Below are 18,126 nucleotides of genomic sequence, written 5' to 3'. Positions count from 1 at the left end.
ATCACCATTGTTGGGATGGTAACTTGACGTCACTGATGGGGAGCTAAAGATGACAGATACAAATGATTATGATGATAATACTGAAGACAATGCGGTAGATGATGATGAAGCGCAAGCCGCCGAAAAAGGTGCAGCGACAAGTGATTCAACTGTATCAGATGCAGATTTAGCAGAAGCAGAAACATTAACGGTCACTGCTAAAAAAAGACAGCGTGAAGCTTTAGAAGATGAAGTTGCTGCCTTTTTAGCGCGTGGTGGAAAAATTCAAGAAGTTCCACCCGATGAATCTGCTAAAGATTAATCATAAAAAAGCATCACAATCGTGATGCTTTTTTATTGGATGATGAAAATAGGATGATCAATGCTTAAAATTTTAGGACGTGCTGATTCGCTCAATGTTAGAAAAGTGCTTTGGTTATGTGATGAGTTGAATCTGAACTATGAGCGTGAGGATTGGGGAAGAGGTTTTCACTCGCCTCAGTTACCTGAATTTATTAGTTTGAATCCGAATGCGACGATTCCTGTTTTGATCGATCAGGACTTTGTGCTTTGGCAATCTAATAGCATTATTCGATATTTGGCGAATCAATATAATGGAAGCATATTATATTCACAGCATCCACAGAGGAGAGCGCTCATTGATCAATGGATTGATTGGCAAGGCATTGAACTCAATAATAGTTGGACCTATGCCGTGATGCATTTGGTACGTCATTCACCTTTACATCAAGATCAGATTTTGGTCGAAAACAGTATTCAAGCATGGACGAAAACCATGGAAATTTTGGATGCTCAATTGGCAAAGACTCAAGCCTTCGTAATAGGGCAGGAGTTTACACTTGCAGATATTCCTATTGGTTTATCTGTTCAACGTTGGATGCTGACACCCTTTGAACATCCTCATTTAGAACATGTACAACATTACTATCATTTACTCAGCCAACGTCAGGCATATCTGAGTTGGGGGAATAATGGGCAGAATTAATAGGGCATGGCTTTGAATCAATTTAATGAGACATCTATAAGTATTCAAAGCCGCTTTGTTTTTTTCCTTTAAGAAGGATAAATAAAGCGGCTTTATACAAAAAGCTCATTAATCAGTCTATTGGTGAAAATAAACTGATTAATGTGTATTTAGAGAATCTTAAGCGTCTTTTTGAGTCAGTTCTAAAGCACGTTGATAAGCCACTTTCTTTTTAATATTGAATAAATCTGCTGCCATTTGTGATGCTGCTTTGACAGATAAATCTTCAAGTAAGCGCAGCAATACTTTATCAAGTTTTTCCTGATCTAAATCTTTTTCTTCAACTGCGCCACCAATTACTAAAACAATTTCACCTTTTTGCTGGTTACGATCACTTTCAATAAAAGCAACTAATTCAGACAAGGTCATTTTTTTGATGGTTTCAAATGTTTTGGTAATTTCACGGGCAAAACCAACAGGACGATCCGCACCGAAAACACTGACCATATCTTTGACACTGTCTAAAATACGATGGGGTGCTTCGTAGATGATTAAAGTTTGTGTTTCGTGCTTGAGTTTTTCGAGTTGAAGCAAACGTTGTGATTGCTTAGAAGGTAAAAAACCTTCAAAGCTGAATCGGTCACTCGGTAAACCTACAGCGCTTAATGCCGCAATGGCTGCGCATGCACCGGGAACCGGAATGACCCGAATTCCATTTTCTTGTGCAGCACGGACAAATTTAAAACCAGGATCACTAATTAGCGGTGTTCCTGCATCACTGACCAGTGCAATGCTGTCACCATTTTTTAATTTTTCAATTAGTATATCAATTTTGTTACTTTCATTGTGATCATGACAAGCTGTCAGTGGAGTTGATATATTATGGTGTTTTAATAACTGAGCAGATTGGCGTGTGTCCTCTGCCGCAATAATAGAAACAGACTTTAAAACTTCAATAGCACGAAAAGTCATATCATCTAAGTGCCCAATTGGGGTTGCTACGACAAATAATTGAGCACTCATAGGGGATTCTCCATGATCAAAAAAATAAAGTTAAGTGGTAACAAGAAATGGCTCAGTTTGGGGCTTTTGAGCCTAATGATGAACGTTCAAGCAGAGGTATTGGTTATTTTACCTGAATCTGGCCCAATGGCGCGAGCTGGATTAAGCATTAAGCAAGGGATTATGAGTGCTTATCAATCTTCAAGTGCAAAGATCCCATTAAAATTTGTAAATTCAGATCAAAAAAGTATCAAAAGTATTTTAAAGCAGAATGTTGGTAAAAAAACTACGATGATTATTGGGCCGCTGGCCCGCGGTGACGTCGAAGCTTTGATTCATGAAAATCCTAAAATTCCTGTTTTAGCTTTGAATGAAGTTACGATCCAACATAAAAATGTATGGCAATATAGTTTATCTAAAGAAGATGACTCATTAGCATTAATTAATAAATTAGAAAAAGATGCTATTGATACAGTCTATATTCTACGTCAATCAGGCACTGAAACAGATTCTTTAAGCTTTGTGAATGCACTACATCAGAAATATGCAGCACAAATTGAACCAATTGATGTTATGCCCAATAAAATTGGCAAAAATCAGGGCTTATTACTTTTGGGCAATAATCAGTGGCTAAATAGTCTAAAAAAATTACCTAAACAGCATATCTATACTGCCGCATTTGCAGTTGAAGACAGTCAACCACTTCCTCTCGGTATTAAATTTTGTGATGTGCCTGCGGTGTATAGTGCAAAATGGGATGACGTGATTCAAGCTTACAAAAAAAATCCAACGAGCATGCCTTATCAGCGTTTACTGGCATTTGGAGGAGATGCTTGGCATATTGCTGAGCAATTTGTGATGTATCCTCAAGTGAAAAATCTCAGTTTTAGTGGTCGAACTGGACAGATTAAAATATTGAGTCAGCGTGTGGAACGAACGCCACAGTGTTTTGAAAAAACCTCAAAAGGATTAGACTTTTTATAAATGACGTTAAATCAAATAAAAAATCATGTAAAGCCACTTGGGCAATGGGCTGAACTCGAAGCAGTACGGATGCTTAAACAGGCGGCTTATATAATAATTCATCAAAATTTTCACAGTCGTTTTGGGGAGATAGATATTCTTGCTATAAAAGGACAGGAATTAATTTTTGTCGAAGTTAAAGCCCGTTCAGCCACTCAAAGAGGGCAAGCGATAGAAGTAGTTACATCATCTAAACAATTAAAAATATTTAAAACAGCACTGTGTTTTATCGAGAAAAACCCCGAATTTCATGATTTTTATTATCGTTTTGATGTTTTTTGTTTTGATTTTCATCAAGTGTTTGCAAAAAATATACAGCAAGATTTTTCAAAATACTCATATGATTCTCAATGGATTGAAAATGCATTTACTTTAGATGCAGACTTAATTAATCTGTGAATATAATTTAAGTGCAGCAGTTTAAGAATTATAGAACTATGGAATTCAATAAGGAGTTTTGCGGAGTGTTTAACCGTATTGTTTTAACGATGCTTTGTGTTGCAAGTCTATCGGGTTGCGCAAGTTTTATTTCAGGTGGAACCGGTACTACACCAGTAGGTACTGAAAGTGGTGTACGATCTTTAGGACAAGTATTTATTGATTCTTCTATTGAAAGAACTGCAAAAATTAATTTATATAAATTAGATAGTCGTTTTAAACAATCTCGCATAAATATTAATAGTTTTCATAGTAATGTTTTATTGACTGGACAAGTTCCTGATGCACATTTGAAGCAATTAGCTGAAGATAATGTACGTTCAATGAGTGATGTTAAGGCCGTACATAATTATATTACTGTCGGGAATCAGATTAGCTATAGCAGTATTATGCAAGATGCGACAGCTACGGCAAATACGCGTGGCTTAATTATGAAAGCACCTGTTGTTTCAGATAATAAAGTGCTGATTCATACTGAAGATGGTGTTTTGTATATATTGGGCCGCTTAAGTAATCCTGAAGTTACAGATTTAAATGATGTTTTACAGAAAGTAGGCAATGTGACTAAAATCGTGACACTGATTGATAATATTGATCAGCCGAATAATTTAGCACAGACTTCATCGTTTACTGCACCTGTTGTCGGTGCTGTTCAAGCAAATGTACAAACACCTGTAGCAATTGATCCTGATGCAGTAGAGCCGAGTAGTAATGTTCAGTAATAAAATTTTAGATGTGCAGCAGCAATTGCAGAAAAAGTATGTATTGATTAAAAATTTCTATCGAGATTTTCGTTTATATGACTTAGGCAGTGTGACTTTAAATAGATTAACCCCTCGGAAAGGTTATTCTATTCGTAAAAATGTTGCTTATGGTTTAAAAGCACGTCAAAGATTAGATTTATATATTTCAGAACATACGACCTCCAAACCACTGATTGTATTTGTGCATGGTGGTGCTTGGACACATGGTGATAAAAGTGCATATAAGTTTGTGGGAGAAGCATTTACCCGTTTTGGTTATGATGTGGCGGTGATGAATTATCATCTTGCACCACAGCATAAATTTCCAAGTTATATTGATGATTTAGCAATTGCCCTAAGTTATTTAGAGTCGCAACAGTCTAAATTGGGAATTTCAACGCAAAAAATAGCATTAATGGGGCATTCAGCGGGTGCATTTAATATCGCATCTTTGCTGTATCATCCGCAAAGTTATGCGGTGGCTGTAAAGAAAAATATTAAAGCTATTATTGGTATTTCTGGGCCTTATCATTTTGATTATAAAGGTGATCCTTTAGCTGAAGAAGCCTTTGATCAAACTGTACCTTATCAAAATGTAATGCCTTATTATTTTGTAGAAAAAAATGAGATTCAACATTATCTATTTGTAGCTGCAAATGACCAAGTGGTTAAGGATAGTAATACACTCGATTTACAAGAAAAACTAAAAGAAGCAGGAAATCATTGTGAAATTAAAGTGATTCCGAAAACAGGTCATATTTCTATTATGGGCAGCGTTTCAAGTTTATTTAGCCGTTTTTATCAAACGCGATTAGAAATTGTAAAGTCACTCGATGAAACATTAAAAAAAGATGCCTGAAGTGGCATCTTTTGATGAGTCGGGAGTAGTCTTATTGAGGCATATCTTTCTGGTGAATGATATGTTCAATCATGGCATGTGCGATGCTGCCAGCAAAAGGTATTTCAGGTAACTGATTGAATTTAAAAAATTGTGCATCACTAATTTCATCTTCTTGCAACACAATTTCACCTGATTGGTATTCTGCTTTAAATGCGAGCATCAAGTTGCTTGGAAACGGCCAAGGTTGGCTAGCTAAATATTGAATATTATTCACATGTAGCCCGACTTCTTCCAGTGTTTCTCTGCGAACAGCTTCTTCCAGCGTTTCTCCAACCTCAACAAAACCTGCGATTAATCCATACATATTACTCTGTGTTTTGGCATTTTTTGCCAACAAAATTTCATCTTTACCACGAGTAATAATTGTGATAATGCAAGGCTGTACCCGCGGATACTGATGATAGCTACAGGCGGGGCAGACCATGGCGTATTCGGTTGGATGGACTAGAGTTTCATGCCCACAGTGTGAGCAAAATTTATGATTTCTACGCCATTCTAATAATTGTACTGCGCGACTTGCTTGTACGAATTGTGCAGCAGGCCACAGAGTAATTAAGTGACGTATTGGGATCAGTTGAAAACCTTCAGGAATAGCCTCTTGTAAGCCTAAGTCACGGGCAATCACTTGATCACCCGCATAGAAACTAAGGTCACTTACTAATTTTTCAACTTTGGGAAGTTGATAGTTTGCATCAACTAACAATTGTTGATGTTGAAAAATGTAGGCAAGCGATAATTCTGACATTAGGCAGTTGCCGCTAATTTCTGGCTACTGGCTAAAGCTACATCAAACATAGCTTGTAGCACTGGTTGCTTACTTTGCAAATTCTCAATCATCATATCTGCACTTGCTAAGACATCGAGAAGCAAATTGATTTGTACATGATTTGGTTGAATCCCTTGTTCCAGTGTTTTTTGTAAATAATCAGCACTCTGTAATAGGGCTTGTTGACCATTTTTTTGCCCAAGGAACAGCAGAGCACCACTGATTTCTCTCAATTGAGACGGGATGAATTCTAAATTTGTGGTTTCACTTTCTTGAATAAACTGAACGAGTGTTTGTGTACTTAAGTCAATCAACGTTTTAGATTCAGCCAATAAAGCCTGATGTGCTTCATCTAAACGATCGAGAGAGATGTGCATATTGTTGACACGCAGTTGTAACCGGCTAGAAGTGTAGTTACGCTCAAGAATTCCAATTGAATTCATTGCTGATAAAATACTATTCATCAACTGCTGTGCATAATTTTGATCTTGCAGTATATTTTGTTGAGAAAGTAAGTCAGCCTGTTGTTTTAATTCAACATAAGCTTCATTTAGATTGAGCACTTTGAAGACGTGTGCTAAGTCAATCAATTTGGTTTTTAATTCTTGAGTTTTTTCTTCCGACATATTCTGATAGTTGTACTCAATATCATTACGAATTTGTGTCATTTCTTCAGTAATCAAATGACTGACACTATGTACTGTATTGTAATCTGGGCCATATAGGTGACGACTAAAGACTTGTAATTGCGTATCTGAAAGAAGATCTTCCCCGACATTCATTTGTTCGCGAATGTGTTGAGAAATTTCATTATCTTGGCTGATACATAGGCTCAAAATATTGGCCAGATCATTTACTGTTGGCTGAAATTCATGCGGTGTTTTGAAGAGCTGTGCAATATTAGTTTCGATTGAAATAAGGGTTCTTAGACGCGCATCATTTAATACCAAGGCATCTATATGATTCAATGCGACAAAAACAAGATTCCAATATTGTGCGCTTGGTGTACCGGTCGATAAATTGGCAAGATATGTTCCAACCAGTTTAAAGCCTTGTAGATCAAATTCTGTTTCTGCTTGCTTTAATAATTTATTTAAGCAAATTTTATATAGCTTATGAATATAAATCGATTTTTCTAATTCTGGTGCTTGTGGAAGGTTGAAACTTGGTGAAACACAATCTAATAGTGGAACAATAGCTTGACCATCTTGAGTTAGAGGCTTGTCTAAAGATAACTCTAAGCGGTTTAACGTATCGTGTAAAAATTGTGGCACTTTCACTTCACGTAGACAACTAAACTCAATATAGCGCTTAAGCATAGTAGTGCCTTCGCTTAATGCAATGACATCTGGAATATGAAGTTGCTGTGGATCTTGCATGATCTTACGCATTAGTTGAGCAGAATATTCAGCAATTTGAGCTAAATATGGCATGTCGATTAACATGAGTACGTGTGCGCATTGCTCAAATTGAGCCAGTGCATCCTCAATACCAAAAGGTAATGTTTGATCTTCCACTAAGCTGCTAACGACGGATTCAACTTGCTGTATGGAATTGTCGACTTCTTTTTTAATTATTAATAAAGCCGTTGGATCAAAATGAATAGAGGTTTGGTAAGACATTGATCTGCACCTTTCCTAGGTATATAAATGTTTTGTTGTAGTCTCAAAAGAGACCAAATGTTCTATGTTTTAATATAACGTAACTGTAAAATCTTTACATATAAAAACACATTTAAATTTGATTTTATTTGGCAAAAAGACAGGCTTCGCTGTGTTTCTCTTGAAATTGTTTGACCCAGTTCTCATGTGCAGTTAATTCGTCTTGTGAAGGCATAATCACGGGAAGAACGACATTACTGCTTGAATGATATTTTTGCTCGTTGAATTGATCCTGAGATATAGTTGAAGTGTCAATATCTAACAGAACCTGACCACCAGTCATGGCTAAGTAAACGTCAGATAAAATTTCCGCATCGAGTAACGCACCATGGAAGGTACGATCACGTTGTGGTACTTCATAGCGTCGGACGAGAGCATCCAGAGAGTTTTTTTGTCCAGGATGTTTTCGTTTGGCTAAAGCTAGAGTATCGGTAACTTCACACACTTCAGATAAGGTTTGTAGACCACTACGTTTAAACTCCATATTTAAGAAGTTCATATCGAAGGCCGCATTATGTGCGATGATCTCTGCGCCTTTTAAGTAGTCAAACAGGATCTGTGCAATTTCGTCATATTTGGGTTTGTCTTTGAGGAAGTCATCGCTAATTCCATGCACATTTTTAGAGTCACCGACTGGTTTTTCTGGATTAATGTAAATATGAATTGAACTACCTGTTAGTTTACGGTTGATCATTTCAACCGCACCGACTTCAATAATTCGATCACTATCTTGGTAGTAAAAACCAGTAGTTTCAGTATCCAGTATGAGCTGGCGTGGACCTTGTAAGTTTAGTGTTGCTGGTGTAATTACAATTTGTGGATGCGTATTTTGAACCTGTGGTGTTGGATTTTGCACTGAAATAGTCACTTCAATGACTTGCTCAAATGCCTGTGTCTCTATAATTTCATTGTCAATGAATGTTTCATCTTCTAAGTCAGCTTCAGCCAAATCAAAACCAAAAGGATCATCTAAGAGCCAATCTTTCTCATCTTTTTTTTTATCTAGCTCATCTATGCTAGGCATATTGTTGGTTGTGGTGACCAAAGTCCCATTTTTCATCTTTTCAATAGTCTTTTCGACCCCTAGGTTGGCCAGTTGATCCGCCATTTCGTTGCCTGAATGACCGGAATGTCCTTTAATCCAATTCCACTCAATACTCCGATTTTTACAGACTAAATCCAACTTTTTCCACAGGTCAGGGTTTTTGACATCTTTCCAGTTTTTCTTTTTCCAACCTTCAATCCACTCGGTAATGCCGCGTTTAACATAGTTGGAGTCTGTCCAAATGATCAGTTTTGCTTCCACAGGACAAAATGCAATCCCTTCGATTGCAGCAGTAAGTTCCATACGATTATTGGTCGTTTCAACTTCACCACCACATATTTTATGCTCGTCTTTATTCTCCATGATGATATAAGCGCCCCATCCACCTAGACCGGGATTACCTTTACAAGCGCCATCAACATAAAGAGTGATTGTTTGAGACATAATTTGGACCAATGCGTTGAATTTAGTGTTGAACAAACTGTTTGAAGATTTTATTGTATACTTAAATGAGCGTTTTCAGGGTGTGATCTAGAAGTTTTTTAATTTCTTGTAACATTTATATGTATTAAGCACTCAATTAATGTCTTGTGTGAGTCGTTAGCTTCTCTAAAATGGCATTTATAAAATAAATCTATTATATGTTGTTCGGAATCTTGTATGTATAAACCAACCACAGCAGTGTGGCATTCCTCTGCATCTGTTTTATTCAAATTATCTATTCTTAGTTCAGCTGTAGCAGCAATGGGTTTAGTCACAGGTTGTACGTCGACGACAGGTGTTACGAAGTCGCATAGTGCTAAACATACAGGGATGCTCGATTCGAATAGCTTAGATTCGTTAGAAGACTTGCTTTCTGCAACAGATATGCGTGCAGTTGAAGGGGATCGCTTACTTGTTTTAAAACATGGTGATGTGTGGAAGCGCATGACTGTAGGTTTTAAAATGGATGAAACACATTGGGATCCACGTATTGATGCACAGCGTAGTTGGTTTGTATCGCGTCAACCCTATATAGATCGTTTGAGTGCCCGTGCTTCACGCTATTTGTATCATACCGTTAAGGAAGCTGAGCGCCGTGGTTTACCCACCGAGCTGGCATTGTTACCGATTATCGAAAGTTCTTATGATCCAGCAGCAACCAGTAGTGCAGCGGCAGCAGGAATGTGGCAATTTATTCCAAGCACTGGAAAAATTTATGGTTTAAGACAGACCAATTTATATGATGGTCGCCGTGATGTGGTGGAATCCACGCGTGCTGCTTATGAATTTTTAGGCAGTTTATATAATCAGTTTGGTTCATGGGAATTAGCGTTGGCAGCCTATAATGCGGGCCCCGGACGTATTCAACAGGCGATCAATCGTAACCAAGCTGCAGGATTACCCACTGATTATTGGTCACTTAAATTACCTCAAGAAACAATGAATTATGTGCCACGGTTTATTGCTGTTGCACAAATTATTAAAAAACCACAACAATATGGTGTGAGTTTACCTCCGATTGCAAATCGTCCACATTTTAGAGAGATTTCTGTACCTGCAGGCATTCAATTGAATCAAATTGCAATGACAACTGGATTAAGTCGTGCTGAATTGTATCAACTTAATCCTGGGCACCGGGGTGAAATCGTAGATGCGGCAAGTCCAATGCGTATTTTAATTCCAGCAGATTTAAATCCTAATATTGATAACAAAATTAAAGTATTAAAACCGAGCTCAGAGACTTTTTGGGCCAGTACAGCTGTAGGTAATAGTACGACAACGTCATCAACAACCTTAAATCCTACTCCTGTTTCGAATCTAAATAATCAAGTCATGAATCCAGTTAAAACTACGCCACCCGTTTTAACTGCGACAACGACTATTGTGAAAACCAGCAATACTGAGACTACCGCCAGTGCCGCAGCTAAGTTAAAAACCACACCACAAGGTTCCAATGCTCTAGCGTCTTTTGCAGCGAGTGCAGATATTCCAAGCGCGCCACGTATTCCAGTCGCAGTGACTCAAGCTATTAATATTAAACCGATTGCAATTGAGCCACCGATTTCAAGTAAAGAGCGTCAACAAATTGTAGCGGCGGTAAAAGCAGAAGGTGTAAAAGAAACGGTTAAGCAGGTTTTAGAACCGCAAGCAACGTTGGCTGAAAAAGAAGAAGTTGTAAAAGAAATTAAAGCAATTGCACCACAAGGGACTGAAATTGTAGATCCTTTTGATGGGAAAATTAAGTTAACAGCAATTCAAACCAGTCAATCAGTGGCTGAACAGCAAGGTAAGGATAATTCGGTAAGATTTGCATATCCTAAAGGACTTGCGGAAAACACGTCTAATAATTCGGTTGAAGCTCAATTAAATCGTTCCAAAGTATTTGAAAAAACCAGTACCGAAGTTGTTGTTGTTCCACCAAAAGGTAAACGGAGTACGTATATTGTCTTGCCAGGTGATAATTTAGCCACGATTGCTGCAAAGAACGGGGTAAATTGGCGTGATATTGCGAACTGGAATCAAGTTGATCCGAATAGTACTTTGTATGTTGGTGCCTCATTATATTTATATGATGCTAAACCTGTCGTAGAGAGTCCATCTGTGAAATCCTTGAAAGAGGATAAGCTGAGCTTGTATGTGGTTAAACCGAATGACAGTTTAACTGCGGTGGCAGATCAGTTTGGATTGTCTGTGCAACAGTTGGCAAATTATAATAATGTGCCTGTTACGAGTAATTTATGGGTAGGTCAAAAGTTAAACCTGAAAGAGGGGCGTGATGAAAAGCTAAATGCAACTCATAAAGCGCTGGTTCAAGCAGATACAGCTAAACCCATAGTGAAGACTAAGACTAAAACTTATATTGTAAAGCGTGGTGAATATTTAAAGATTATTGCCGATCGTTACGCATTATCAGTGCCAGAGCTTGCTGATTTAACGGCAGGTTTAGATGTCAGTAATAATTTGTCTGTGGGGCAAAAAATTAATGTTCCATTGCATGAAGTCAATCATGCAGCAGATGTGAAAGTTGACACAAAATTAAATACTACTAAATATGATACTGTTAAAGCTGAAACGAGTATTAAGACTGAGAGTTATAAAGTTCAGCGAGGTGATACTTTATCCAGTATTGCAACGCAAACCAATATGAGTTTGGCAGAATTAGCAGAGTTGAATAAATGGTCTACGTCAAAAGTCTTACTGGCGGGTCAAACTCTGAAAGTGCCAGCGGGCAGCACTATTCCAGAGAGTTATATTGTGCAATCGGGTGATAGTTTAATTGCAGTTGCCAATAAATATAATTTGCCAGTTAATAAAGTTGCAGATTTGAATGGACTCACTTCAACATCTGGTTTGTTGGCAGGTCAAAAATTAAAATTAACTGGTGAGCCTGAGCAAGCAGTAAAAGTCAAAAGTAATGTGAAGGCAATTAATGAGCCTGATATACATACTGTAAAATCGGGTGAAACACTTGCAGGTATTGCAAAAAAATATCATTTACAAGTGGCATTTTTAAGTGAATTGAATGGTCTTTCTCGTAATAGCAATGTCAACGTTGGACAACGCTTGAAACTGGATGGTGAATTAGCAAGTAAAGTTACTGAAAAAGAAGAGCTAAAAGCTCCTCCTAAAGTGAAATTGAGTACAGCAACTAAAAGTACTGAGAAGTATGCGGTGCAGTCTGGGGAGTCTTTAAATGCGATTGCAAATCGTATGGGAATGTCCGTTCAAGAATTGGCAGAGTTAAATAATTTGAGTGCAAAAGCTGGGCTACAACGTGGTCAAAGCATTCTTATTCCCAAAAAAGCCACTGAATATAAAATTAAAAGTGGAGACTCATTGATTCGTTTGGCGAGTAAATATGGTATGGATACTAATGAGTTGGCAGAAATGAATGAGATCAAGCCGAATACACAATTACGTATTGGGGAAATTATTAAAGTGCCAAACTTGTAATTACTGCAATGAATATTGGGGATAGTTGTTGATGCACCAGAGATTTGCGTATGCAAAGCCGATGCTTTTTGCATGTGGGGTATATCTGTTTAGCTCGAGTGTGTGGTCAGTGGTACAGACCACACCTTATATTGCGATTCATAGCCTACCCAAATATGCTTCAGCGCAGGTCATGCCATATGCAAATCTGAATGCCCCCAAAGGCGGTTCTATTAGTCAAGCTGGGAATGGTACTTTTGATAATCTAAACTCCATGAATGGTAAGGGGAGCTCTACAGACGGCGTAAACTTTTTATTTGATTCTTTAATGGATCAGTCATTAGATGAACCAGATGTGATGTACCCGCTGTTGGCTGAGAAGGTCACCTTTGATCCTGAACATACTAATTTTGTTATTTTTCATATTAATTCCAAAGCGAGATTTAGTAATGGGATGCCTGTTACGGCCGAAGATGTAAAATTTAGTTTTGATATATTCCAAACTAAAGCGAATTTAGGTTTACAGATGTATTTGTCTGATTTGGCAAAAACGGAAGTTTTATCTCGATATGAGGTAAAAATGACTTTTAAATCAGCGCATAACTCCGAAATGCCTTCAATTTTGGCACAAATGCCAATTTACTCTAAAGCAGATTGGAAAAATAAAGATTTCACTAAAATGACTTTGCAGCCAATTTTAGGTTCTGGCCCTTATTTAATTGATCGGATTGATGCTGGTCGAAGTATTACTTATAAGCGTAATCCAAACTATTGGGGACGTGATTTAGCCATTAATCGTGGGCGTTATAATTTTGATCGGATGAAATTTGTCTATTATCGAAGTCTTGATATCGCTTTCGAAGGATTTAAGTCGGGACAGTATACCTTACATAAAGAAAATAGCTCTCGAGCATGGGTCACTGAGTATAATTTTCCTGCAGTTAAAGCCGGAATGGTTGTAAAGTATTTATCCAAAACCGAACAACCCATACCGACACAAAGTTTTGTATTTAATACGCGTAGAACACCCTTTAATGATATTCAATTTCGGAAAGCACTAACTTATGCTTATGATTTTGAATGGTTAAATAAAGCATTATTTTATGGTGAGTATCAACGGCTACAGAGTTATTTTCAGAATAGTGAACTTGCAGCCAAAGGGCGACCCAGTGCTGAAGAATTGGCCGTATTACAGCCTTATCTAGCGAAGTTAAATCCCACTCAAAGACAAGGAGTGTTAGAAGATTGGAAATTCCCTGTAACAGATGGTAGTGGATTTAATCGTAAAGGTTTATTAGAAGCACGCCAGATTTTACTAAACGCTGGTTATCAATATAAAAATGGTCAATTGATTGATTTATCTGGGAAGCCTGTTCGTATCGAATTTCTTATTCATCAAGAAGGTCTACAGCGTGCTTTAATGCCTTTTATACGCAATTTAAAAAGATTAGGGATTCAAATTAGCATTCGTCAAGTGGATCTACCTCAGTATATTGAACGTAAGCGTAAGACGGACTTCGATATGACCACGGATGTGATGCCGCAGACTTTAAGTCCAGGCAATGAACAAGCACAAATGTGGGGCAGTAAATCTGCCGATGAGGCGGGTAATTACAACTATTCTGGTATCAAGAATCCAGTCATTGATGATGTCATTCAACAAATTATTCAAGCGCCGAATCGTCAGCAATTAATTATAAAGACTCGGGTTTTGGATCGGTTACTTCGTGCAGGCTACTATAATATTTTAACTTATGGGAGTGAAGAGGATCGATACGCATATTGGAATATGTATAAACAACCAAAAGTGAAGCCAAAACTATCTTTAGGTTTAGAGTACTGGTGGGTTGATCCACAGCAAGCCAAAAAAGTAGGACTTTTTTTAAGAAAAAAATAATACTTTCAGGTCACAAGGAATGTCATCTCAATGGGCACATATATATTAAAAAGACTGTTACTGATCATTCCAACATTGTTTTTTATCTTATTAATTAACTTTATTGTGGTTCAAATCGCACCCGGTGGTCCTGTGGAACAAGCAATTCACCAAGCTGAAAGTTTTCAAGGTTTGGGTGCGACAGCAGGAGTTGAAGTTGCAAGTACATCAGGAAAGACTTTAAGTTACCAAGGTGCACGAGGCTTGAGTCCAGAAATGGTCGAAAAAATTAAAGCGCAATATGGTTTTGACAAGCCTGCGTATGAACGTTTTTGGATTATGCTCAAGGGCTATTTAAGCTTTGATTTTGGTACCAGTTTCTTTAAAGACAAGCCTGTGACTCAGTTACTCTTAGAGAAGATGCCAGTTACGGTGTCTTTAGGGCTATGGAGTACTTTACTGATTTATTTAGTGTCTATACCTTTGGGGATTAAAAAAGCCAAACAACATGGCCTGTTTTTTGATAAATCGACTTCTTTGTTGTTGGCAGTAGGCTATGCCGTCCCATCTTTTGTTTTTGCGATTTTATTGATTGTATTTTTTGCGGGTGGTTCATATTTTCAATGGTTTCCATTACAAGGCTTGGTTTCAGATGAGGTTCAAAGTCTAAGCGTGCTGGGTAAAATTAAAGACTATTTCTGGCATATGACGCTGCCGTTAACCACCATGCTTTTAGGTGGGTTTGCAGCTTTAACTTATTTAACAAAATATTGTTTTATGGAAGAGTTGGGCAAGCAATATGTACTTGCAGCACGTGCCAAAGGCTTGAGTGAAAATAAAGTGCTGTATGGGCATGTGTTTCGTAATGCGATGTTGATCGTTATTGCAGGTTTACCTGAAGCTTTAGTCGGCATCTTCTTGGTTGGAAATTTATTCATTGAAATTATTTTTAATTTAGATGGTTTAGGCTTACTTGGTTTTGAGGCTATTTCTCAGCGTGATTATCCAGTGATTTTTGGTACTTTATTTATTTTTACATTATTGGGTTTAATTTTACGTTTAATTAGTGATGTCTTGTATCAAATGATTGACCCTCGGATTAGTTTTGAATCACGAGGTGCAAAATAATGTCACCGATGATGCAAGTACGGTTGCAGAGATTTAAAAGAAATCGCTTAGGTTTCTTTTGCTTAATGCTCTTTATGCTTATTTTTGCCATGACTCTGGTCGTGGAGTTGCTTGCCAATGATAAACCGATCTTGGTCAAATATGAGCATTCCTATTACACACCCATTTTTAAAGTTTATCCTGAAACGACCTTTGGTGGCGTATTTGAAACAGAAACAGATTATAAAGATCCAGTAGTTCAAGCTTTGATTCAAGCCAAAGGTTGGGCAATTTGGCCACTGATTCCTTATTCGTACCAAACGCCAAATTTAGATTTAGCTGTCCCTGTTCCATCGCCACCGAGTCGAGCAAATTGGTTGGGTACCGATGATCAAGGACGTGATGTACTCGCACGTATTTTATATGGTTTAAGAGTCTCGTTGCTTTTTGGTTTGGCACTAACTTTATTTGCATCCTTTATTGGTATCATTGTGGGTGCGATTCAAGGTTATTATGGTGGTTGGGTTGATTTAATCGGACAGCGTATTTTAGAGGTCTGGGGGGGCTTACCAACTTTATTTATGGTCATGATTTTGGTCAGTATGTTTACACCAAGTGTCTATTGGTTGTTTTTAATCATGTTGATATTTGGTTGGCCAAGTTTAGTGGGGTTGGTTCGTGCTGAATTTTTACGTACTCGGAATTTAGATTATGTGCGTGCTGCACGTGCCTTAGGTGTTCGAGATTACACCATTATGTTTCGGCATATTTTACCGAATGCGATGAGTTCCAGTTTGTCGCAACTCCCTTTTATGCTCACAGCAAATATTACCGCACTGACAGCATTAGACTTTTTAGGCTATGGATTACCACCCGATGCAGCCTCTATTGGAGAATTATTACTTCAAGGTAAAAATAATCTTAATGCGCCGTGGTTGGCTTTATCGGGCTTTTTTACGTTGGCACTGGTTTTGTCTTTGCTGATTTATATCGGGGAGGCAACACGTGATGCATTCGATCCAAGACAGCACTAAAACATTATTACTTTCGGTTAAGCATTTAAAGATTGAAAATACACAACAGTCCTTGGTACAAGATTTAAATTTTGATTTACATGTCGGTGAAATTTTATCGATTGTTGGCGAAAGTGGTTCAGGGAAATCGATTAGTGCTTTAGCAATTTTAGGCTTATTGCCAGATTCTTTAAAAATTACAGGTCAGGTCGAATTTTTAGCACAAAATTTACTAAGTTTGGATCAAAGGCAGCTACAAACTATCCGTGGTCAGAAAATTGCGATGATTTTTCAAGAACCGATGACGGCATTGAATCCTTTGCATCGCGTTGAAAAAATTATTGGTGAAACTTTATATCTTCAAGGCTGGTCTAAAGATAAAGTTCAAAAACGAGTGCTGGATTTATTACATGATGTGGGTATGCCTGATGCTAAAGAAAACTTATGCCGCTATCCACATGAGCTGTCGGGTGGGCAAAGACAACGGGTGATGATTGCTGCGGCATTGGCACTGGAACCAGACATTATTATTGCTGATGAGCCAACCACGGCCTTAGATGTCACGTTGCAGGCACAGGTTCTAAACTTATTGCAATTGTTGGTGCAAAACTCAAATATGGCAATGATTCTCATTAGTCATGATTTGAATTTAGTGAAACGTTATGCCAATCACGTTATCGTCATGAATAAAGGTCATGTTGAGGAGCAGGGAGAGGTTAAGCAGATTTTTCAAAATCCTCAATCTGGCTATACCCAACATTTACTCAATCATGACTTTGGTGCTGCAAATAGTATTCCAGAAAATGCTGACCTGCTATTGTCTTTATCGAAGTTAGCGGTCAAGTTTCCCATCAAGCAAGGTTTGTTAAATCGCGTTAAAGATTATTTTGTTGCACTAGAGCCTTTAGACTTAAAAATCAATCAAGCCGAGTCGATTGGTATTGTTGGTGAAAGTGGTTCAGGTAAAACATCGATGGCTTTGGCAATTGCCCGACTGATTAAAAGCAGTGGAAAAATTGTTTTACTCAATCAAGATTTAAATCTCTTGAGGGAGGGTAAATTACGCCCTTTGCGTTCTGAATTCCAAATGGTCTTTCAAGATCCTTATTCGAGTTTAAATCCGCGGATGAGTGTGGAGCAAATTATTGGTGAAGGTCTTGCACTTAAAAAATTAAAAAAAGTAGAAATTGAATCATTAATTACTGAAGCTTTACAAAAAGTTGAATTGCCTGTTGAGTTTAAAGGTCGCTATCCACATGAGCTGTCAGGTGGTCAGCGTCAGCGTGTGGCATTGGCTCGTGCTTTGGTGTTACATCCGAAGCTGATTATTTTAGATGAACCAACTTCTGCTTTAGATCGCAGTACCCAACGTGCAATTGTTAAACTATTGCGTCAGTTACAAGTTGAATATCAAATAAGTTATTTATTTATTAGTCATGACTTGCAAGTCATCAGAGCTTTATGTCAAAAAGTTCTAGTATTACGCCATGCTGAAGTGGTCGAATTTCAAGAGACCCATGCTTTATTTACCTCACCTCAGAGTGAGTATACCAAGACTCTAATTGCAGCCAGTCACTACTAAGTAAAGTATTGGATGAGTTTGACAAAATGGATTGTCAATTTTACACTGATGCTACACGCAATTTTTAGAGCGAATGCTCTAAATAAAAAA

At 37.8% G+C, this 18,126-nt stretch carries 15 protein-coding genes; 11 read left to right on the top strand and 4 right to left on the bottom strand.

Translation table 11 applies throughout. The annotated features are described in order from the left end of the window. Nucleotides 1-49: 49 nt before the first annotated feature. Together B9T27_RS10645 and B9T27_RS10640 are read left to right on the top strand one after the other, a co-directional pair. Nucleotides 50-301 (top strand): hypothetical protein, encoded by a 252-nt coding sequence (locus B9T27_RS10645; RefSeq protein WP_086206799.1) that lies wholly within the window; start codon nt 50-52, stop codon nt 299-301. 60 nt (nt 302-361) lie between these two features. Beyond that, nucleotides 362-985, top strand: coding sequence for a glutathione S-transferase (locus B9T27_RS10640; protein ID WP_086206798.1), 624 nt, complete (start codon nt 362-364; stop codon nt 983-985). A 159-nt stretch (nt 986-1,144) separates the two neighbouring features. Here B9T27_RS10640 and rsmI read toward each other — a convergent pair whose 3' ends face one another. Next, nucleotides 1,145-1,987 carry a 16S rRNA (cytidine(1402)-2'-O)-methyltransferase gene (gene rsmI, locus B9T27_RS10635; protein WP_086206797.1) on the bottom strand — a complete coding sequence of 281 codons (843 nt, stop codon included), beginning with the start codon at nt 1,985-1,987 and terminating at the stop codon, nt 1,145-1,147. Between the two features lie 12 nt (nt 1,988-1,999). On the opposite strand from rsmI, the gene B9T27_RS10630 reads away from it, so the two are divergent. The 4 genes from B9T27_RS10630 to B9T27_RS10615 all read left to right on the top strand — a co-directional run bounded on the left by B9T27_RS10630 (nt 2,000) and on the right by B9T27_RS10615 (nt 5,029). Further along, nucleotides 2,000-2,950, top strand: coding sequence for a penicillin-binding protein activator (locus B9T27_RS10630; RefSeq protein ID WP_086206796.1), 951 nt, complete (start codon nt 2,000-2,002; stop codon nt 2,948-2,950). Then, complete coding sequence (locus B9T27_RS10625) at nt 2,951-3,388, top strand: YraN family protein (protein WP_086206795.1); 438 nt, start codon at nt 2,951-2,953, stop codon at nt 3,386-3,388. An 89-nt stretch (nt 3,389-3,477) separates the two neighbouring features. Next, nucleotides 3,478-4,149, top strand: a complete 672-nt coding sequence (locus tag B9T27_RS10620) for a BON domain-containing protein (protein WP_416224402.1) — start codon at nt 3,478-3,480, stop codon at nt 4,147-4,149. Further along, entirely contained in the window at nt 4,139-5,029 is an 891-nt protein-coding gene (locus tag B9T27_RS10615; RefSeq protein ID WP_086206793.1) for an alpha/beta hydrolase, read from the top strand. Before B9T27_RS10620 ends, B9T27_RS10615 begins: the two co-directional genes overlap by 11 nt. A 31-nt stretch (nt 5,030-5,060) precedes the next feature. Here B9T27_RS10615 and nudC read toward each other — a convergent pair whose 3' ends face one another. The 3 genes from nudC to dnaQ all read right to left on the bottom strand — a co-directional run bounded on the left by nudC (nt 5,061) and on the right by dnaQ (nt 8,987). Further along, complete coding sequence (gene nudC, locus B9T27_RS10610) at nt 5,061-5,816, bottom strand: NAD(+) diphosphatase (RefSeq protein WP_086206792.1); 756 nt, start codon at nt 5,814-5,816, stop codon at nt 5,061-5,063. Continuing rightward, nucleotides 5,816-7,459: a chemotaxis protein gene (locus B9T27_RS10605; protein WP_086206791.1), complete on the bottom strand. Its 1,644-nt coding sequence runs from the start codon at nt 7,457-7,459 to the stop codon at nt 5,816-5,818. The genes nudC and B9T27_RS10605 overlap by 1 nt, the downstream gene beginning before the upstream one ends. A 124-nt stretch (nt 7,460-7,583) precedes the next feature. Next, on the bottom strand, nt 7,584-8,987 hold the full coding sequence (gene dnaQ, locus B9T27_RS10600) for a DNA polymerase III subunit epsilon (RefSeq protein ID WP_086206790.1): 1,404 nt from the start codon (nt 8,985-8,987) through the stop codon (nt 7,584-7,586). Nucleotides 8,988-9,203: 216 nt separating this feature from the next. Between dnaQ and B9T27_RS10595 the strand changes: the two genes are divergently transcribed. Genes B9T27_RS10595 through B9T27_RS10575 form a run of 5 tightly spaced genes read left to right on the top strand, consistent with a single transcriptional unit; the run spans nt 9,204 to nt 18,036 of the window. Continuing rightward, the gene (locus tag B9T27_RS10595) at nt 9,204-12,479 is read left to right on the top strand and encodes a lytic transglycosylase (protein WP_086206789.1); all 3,276 of its coding nucleotides are present in this window, start codon (nt 9,204-9,206) and stop codon (nt 12,477-12,479) included. 31 nt (nt 12,480-12,510) lie between these two features. Continuing rightward, on the top strand, nt 12,511-14,355 hold the full coding sequence (locus B9T27_RS10590; protein ID WP_086206788.1) for an extracellular solute-binding protein: 1,845 nt from the start codon (nt 12,511-12,513) through the stop codon (nt 14,353-14,355). A 30-nt stretch (nt 14,356-14,385) separates the two neighbouring features. Beyond that, on the top strand, nt 14,386-15,462 hold the full coding sequence (locus B9T27_RS10585) for a microcin C ABC transporter permease YejB (protein WP_086206787.1): 1,077 nt from the start codon (nt 14,386-14,388) through the stop codon (nt 15,460-15,462). After that, nucleotides 15,462-16,475, top strand: coding sequence for an ABC transporter permease (locus B9T27_RS10580; RefSeq protein ID WP_086206786.1), 1,014 nt, complete (start codon nt 15,462-15,464; stop codon nt 16,473-16,475). Before B9T27_RS10585 ends, B9T27_RS10580 begins: the two co-directional genes overlap by 1 nt. Next, nucleotides 16,450-18,036: an ABC transporter ATP-binding protein gene (locus tag B9T27_RS10575; RefSeq protein WP_086206785.1), complete on the top strand. Its 1,587-nt coding sequence runs from the start codon at nt 16,450-16,452 to the stop codon at nt 18,034-18,036. The genes B9T27_RS10580 and B9T27_RS10575 overlap by 26 nt, the downstream gene beginning before the upstream one ends. Nucleotides 18,037-18,126 lie beyond the last annotated feature (90 nt).

The sequence above is a fragment of the Acinetobacter sp. ANC 4648 genome (assembly GCF_002135345.1).
Classification (GTDB): Bacteria; Pseudomonadota; Gammaproteobacteria; order Pseudomonadales; family Moraxellaceae; genus Acinetobacter.
The sequence above is the reverse complement of the archived record's forward strand: the minus strand, read 5'-3'. Positions and strand labels throughout refer to the sequence as shown.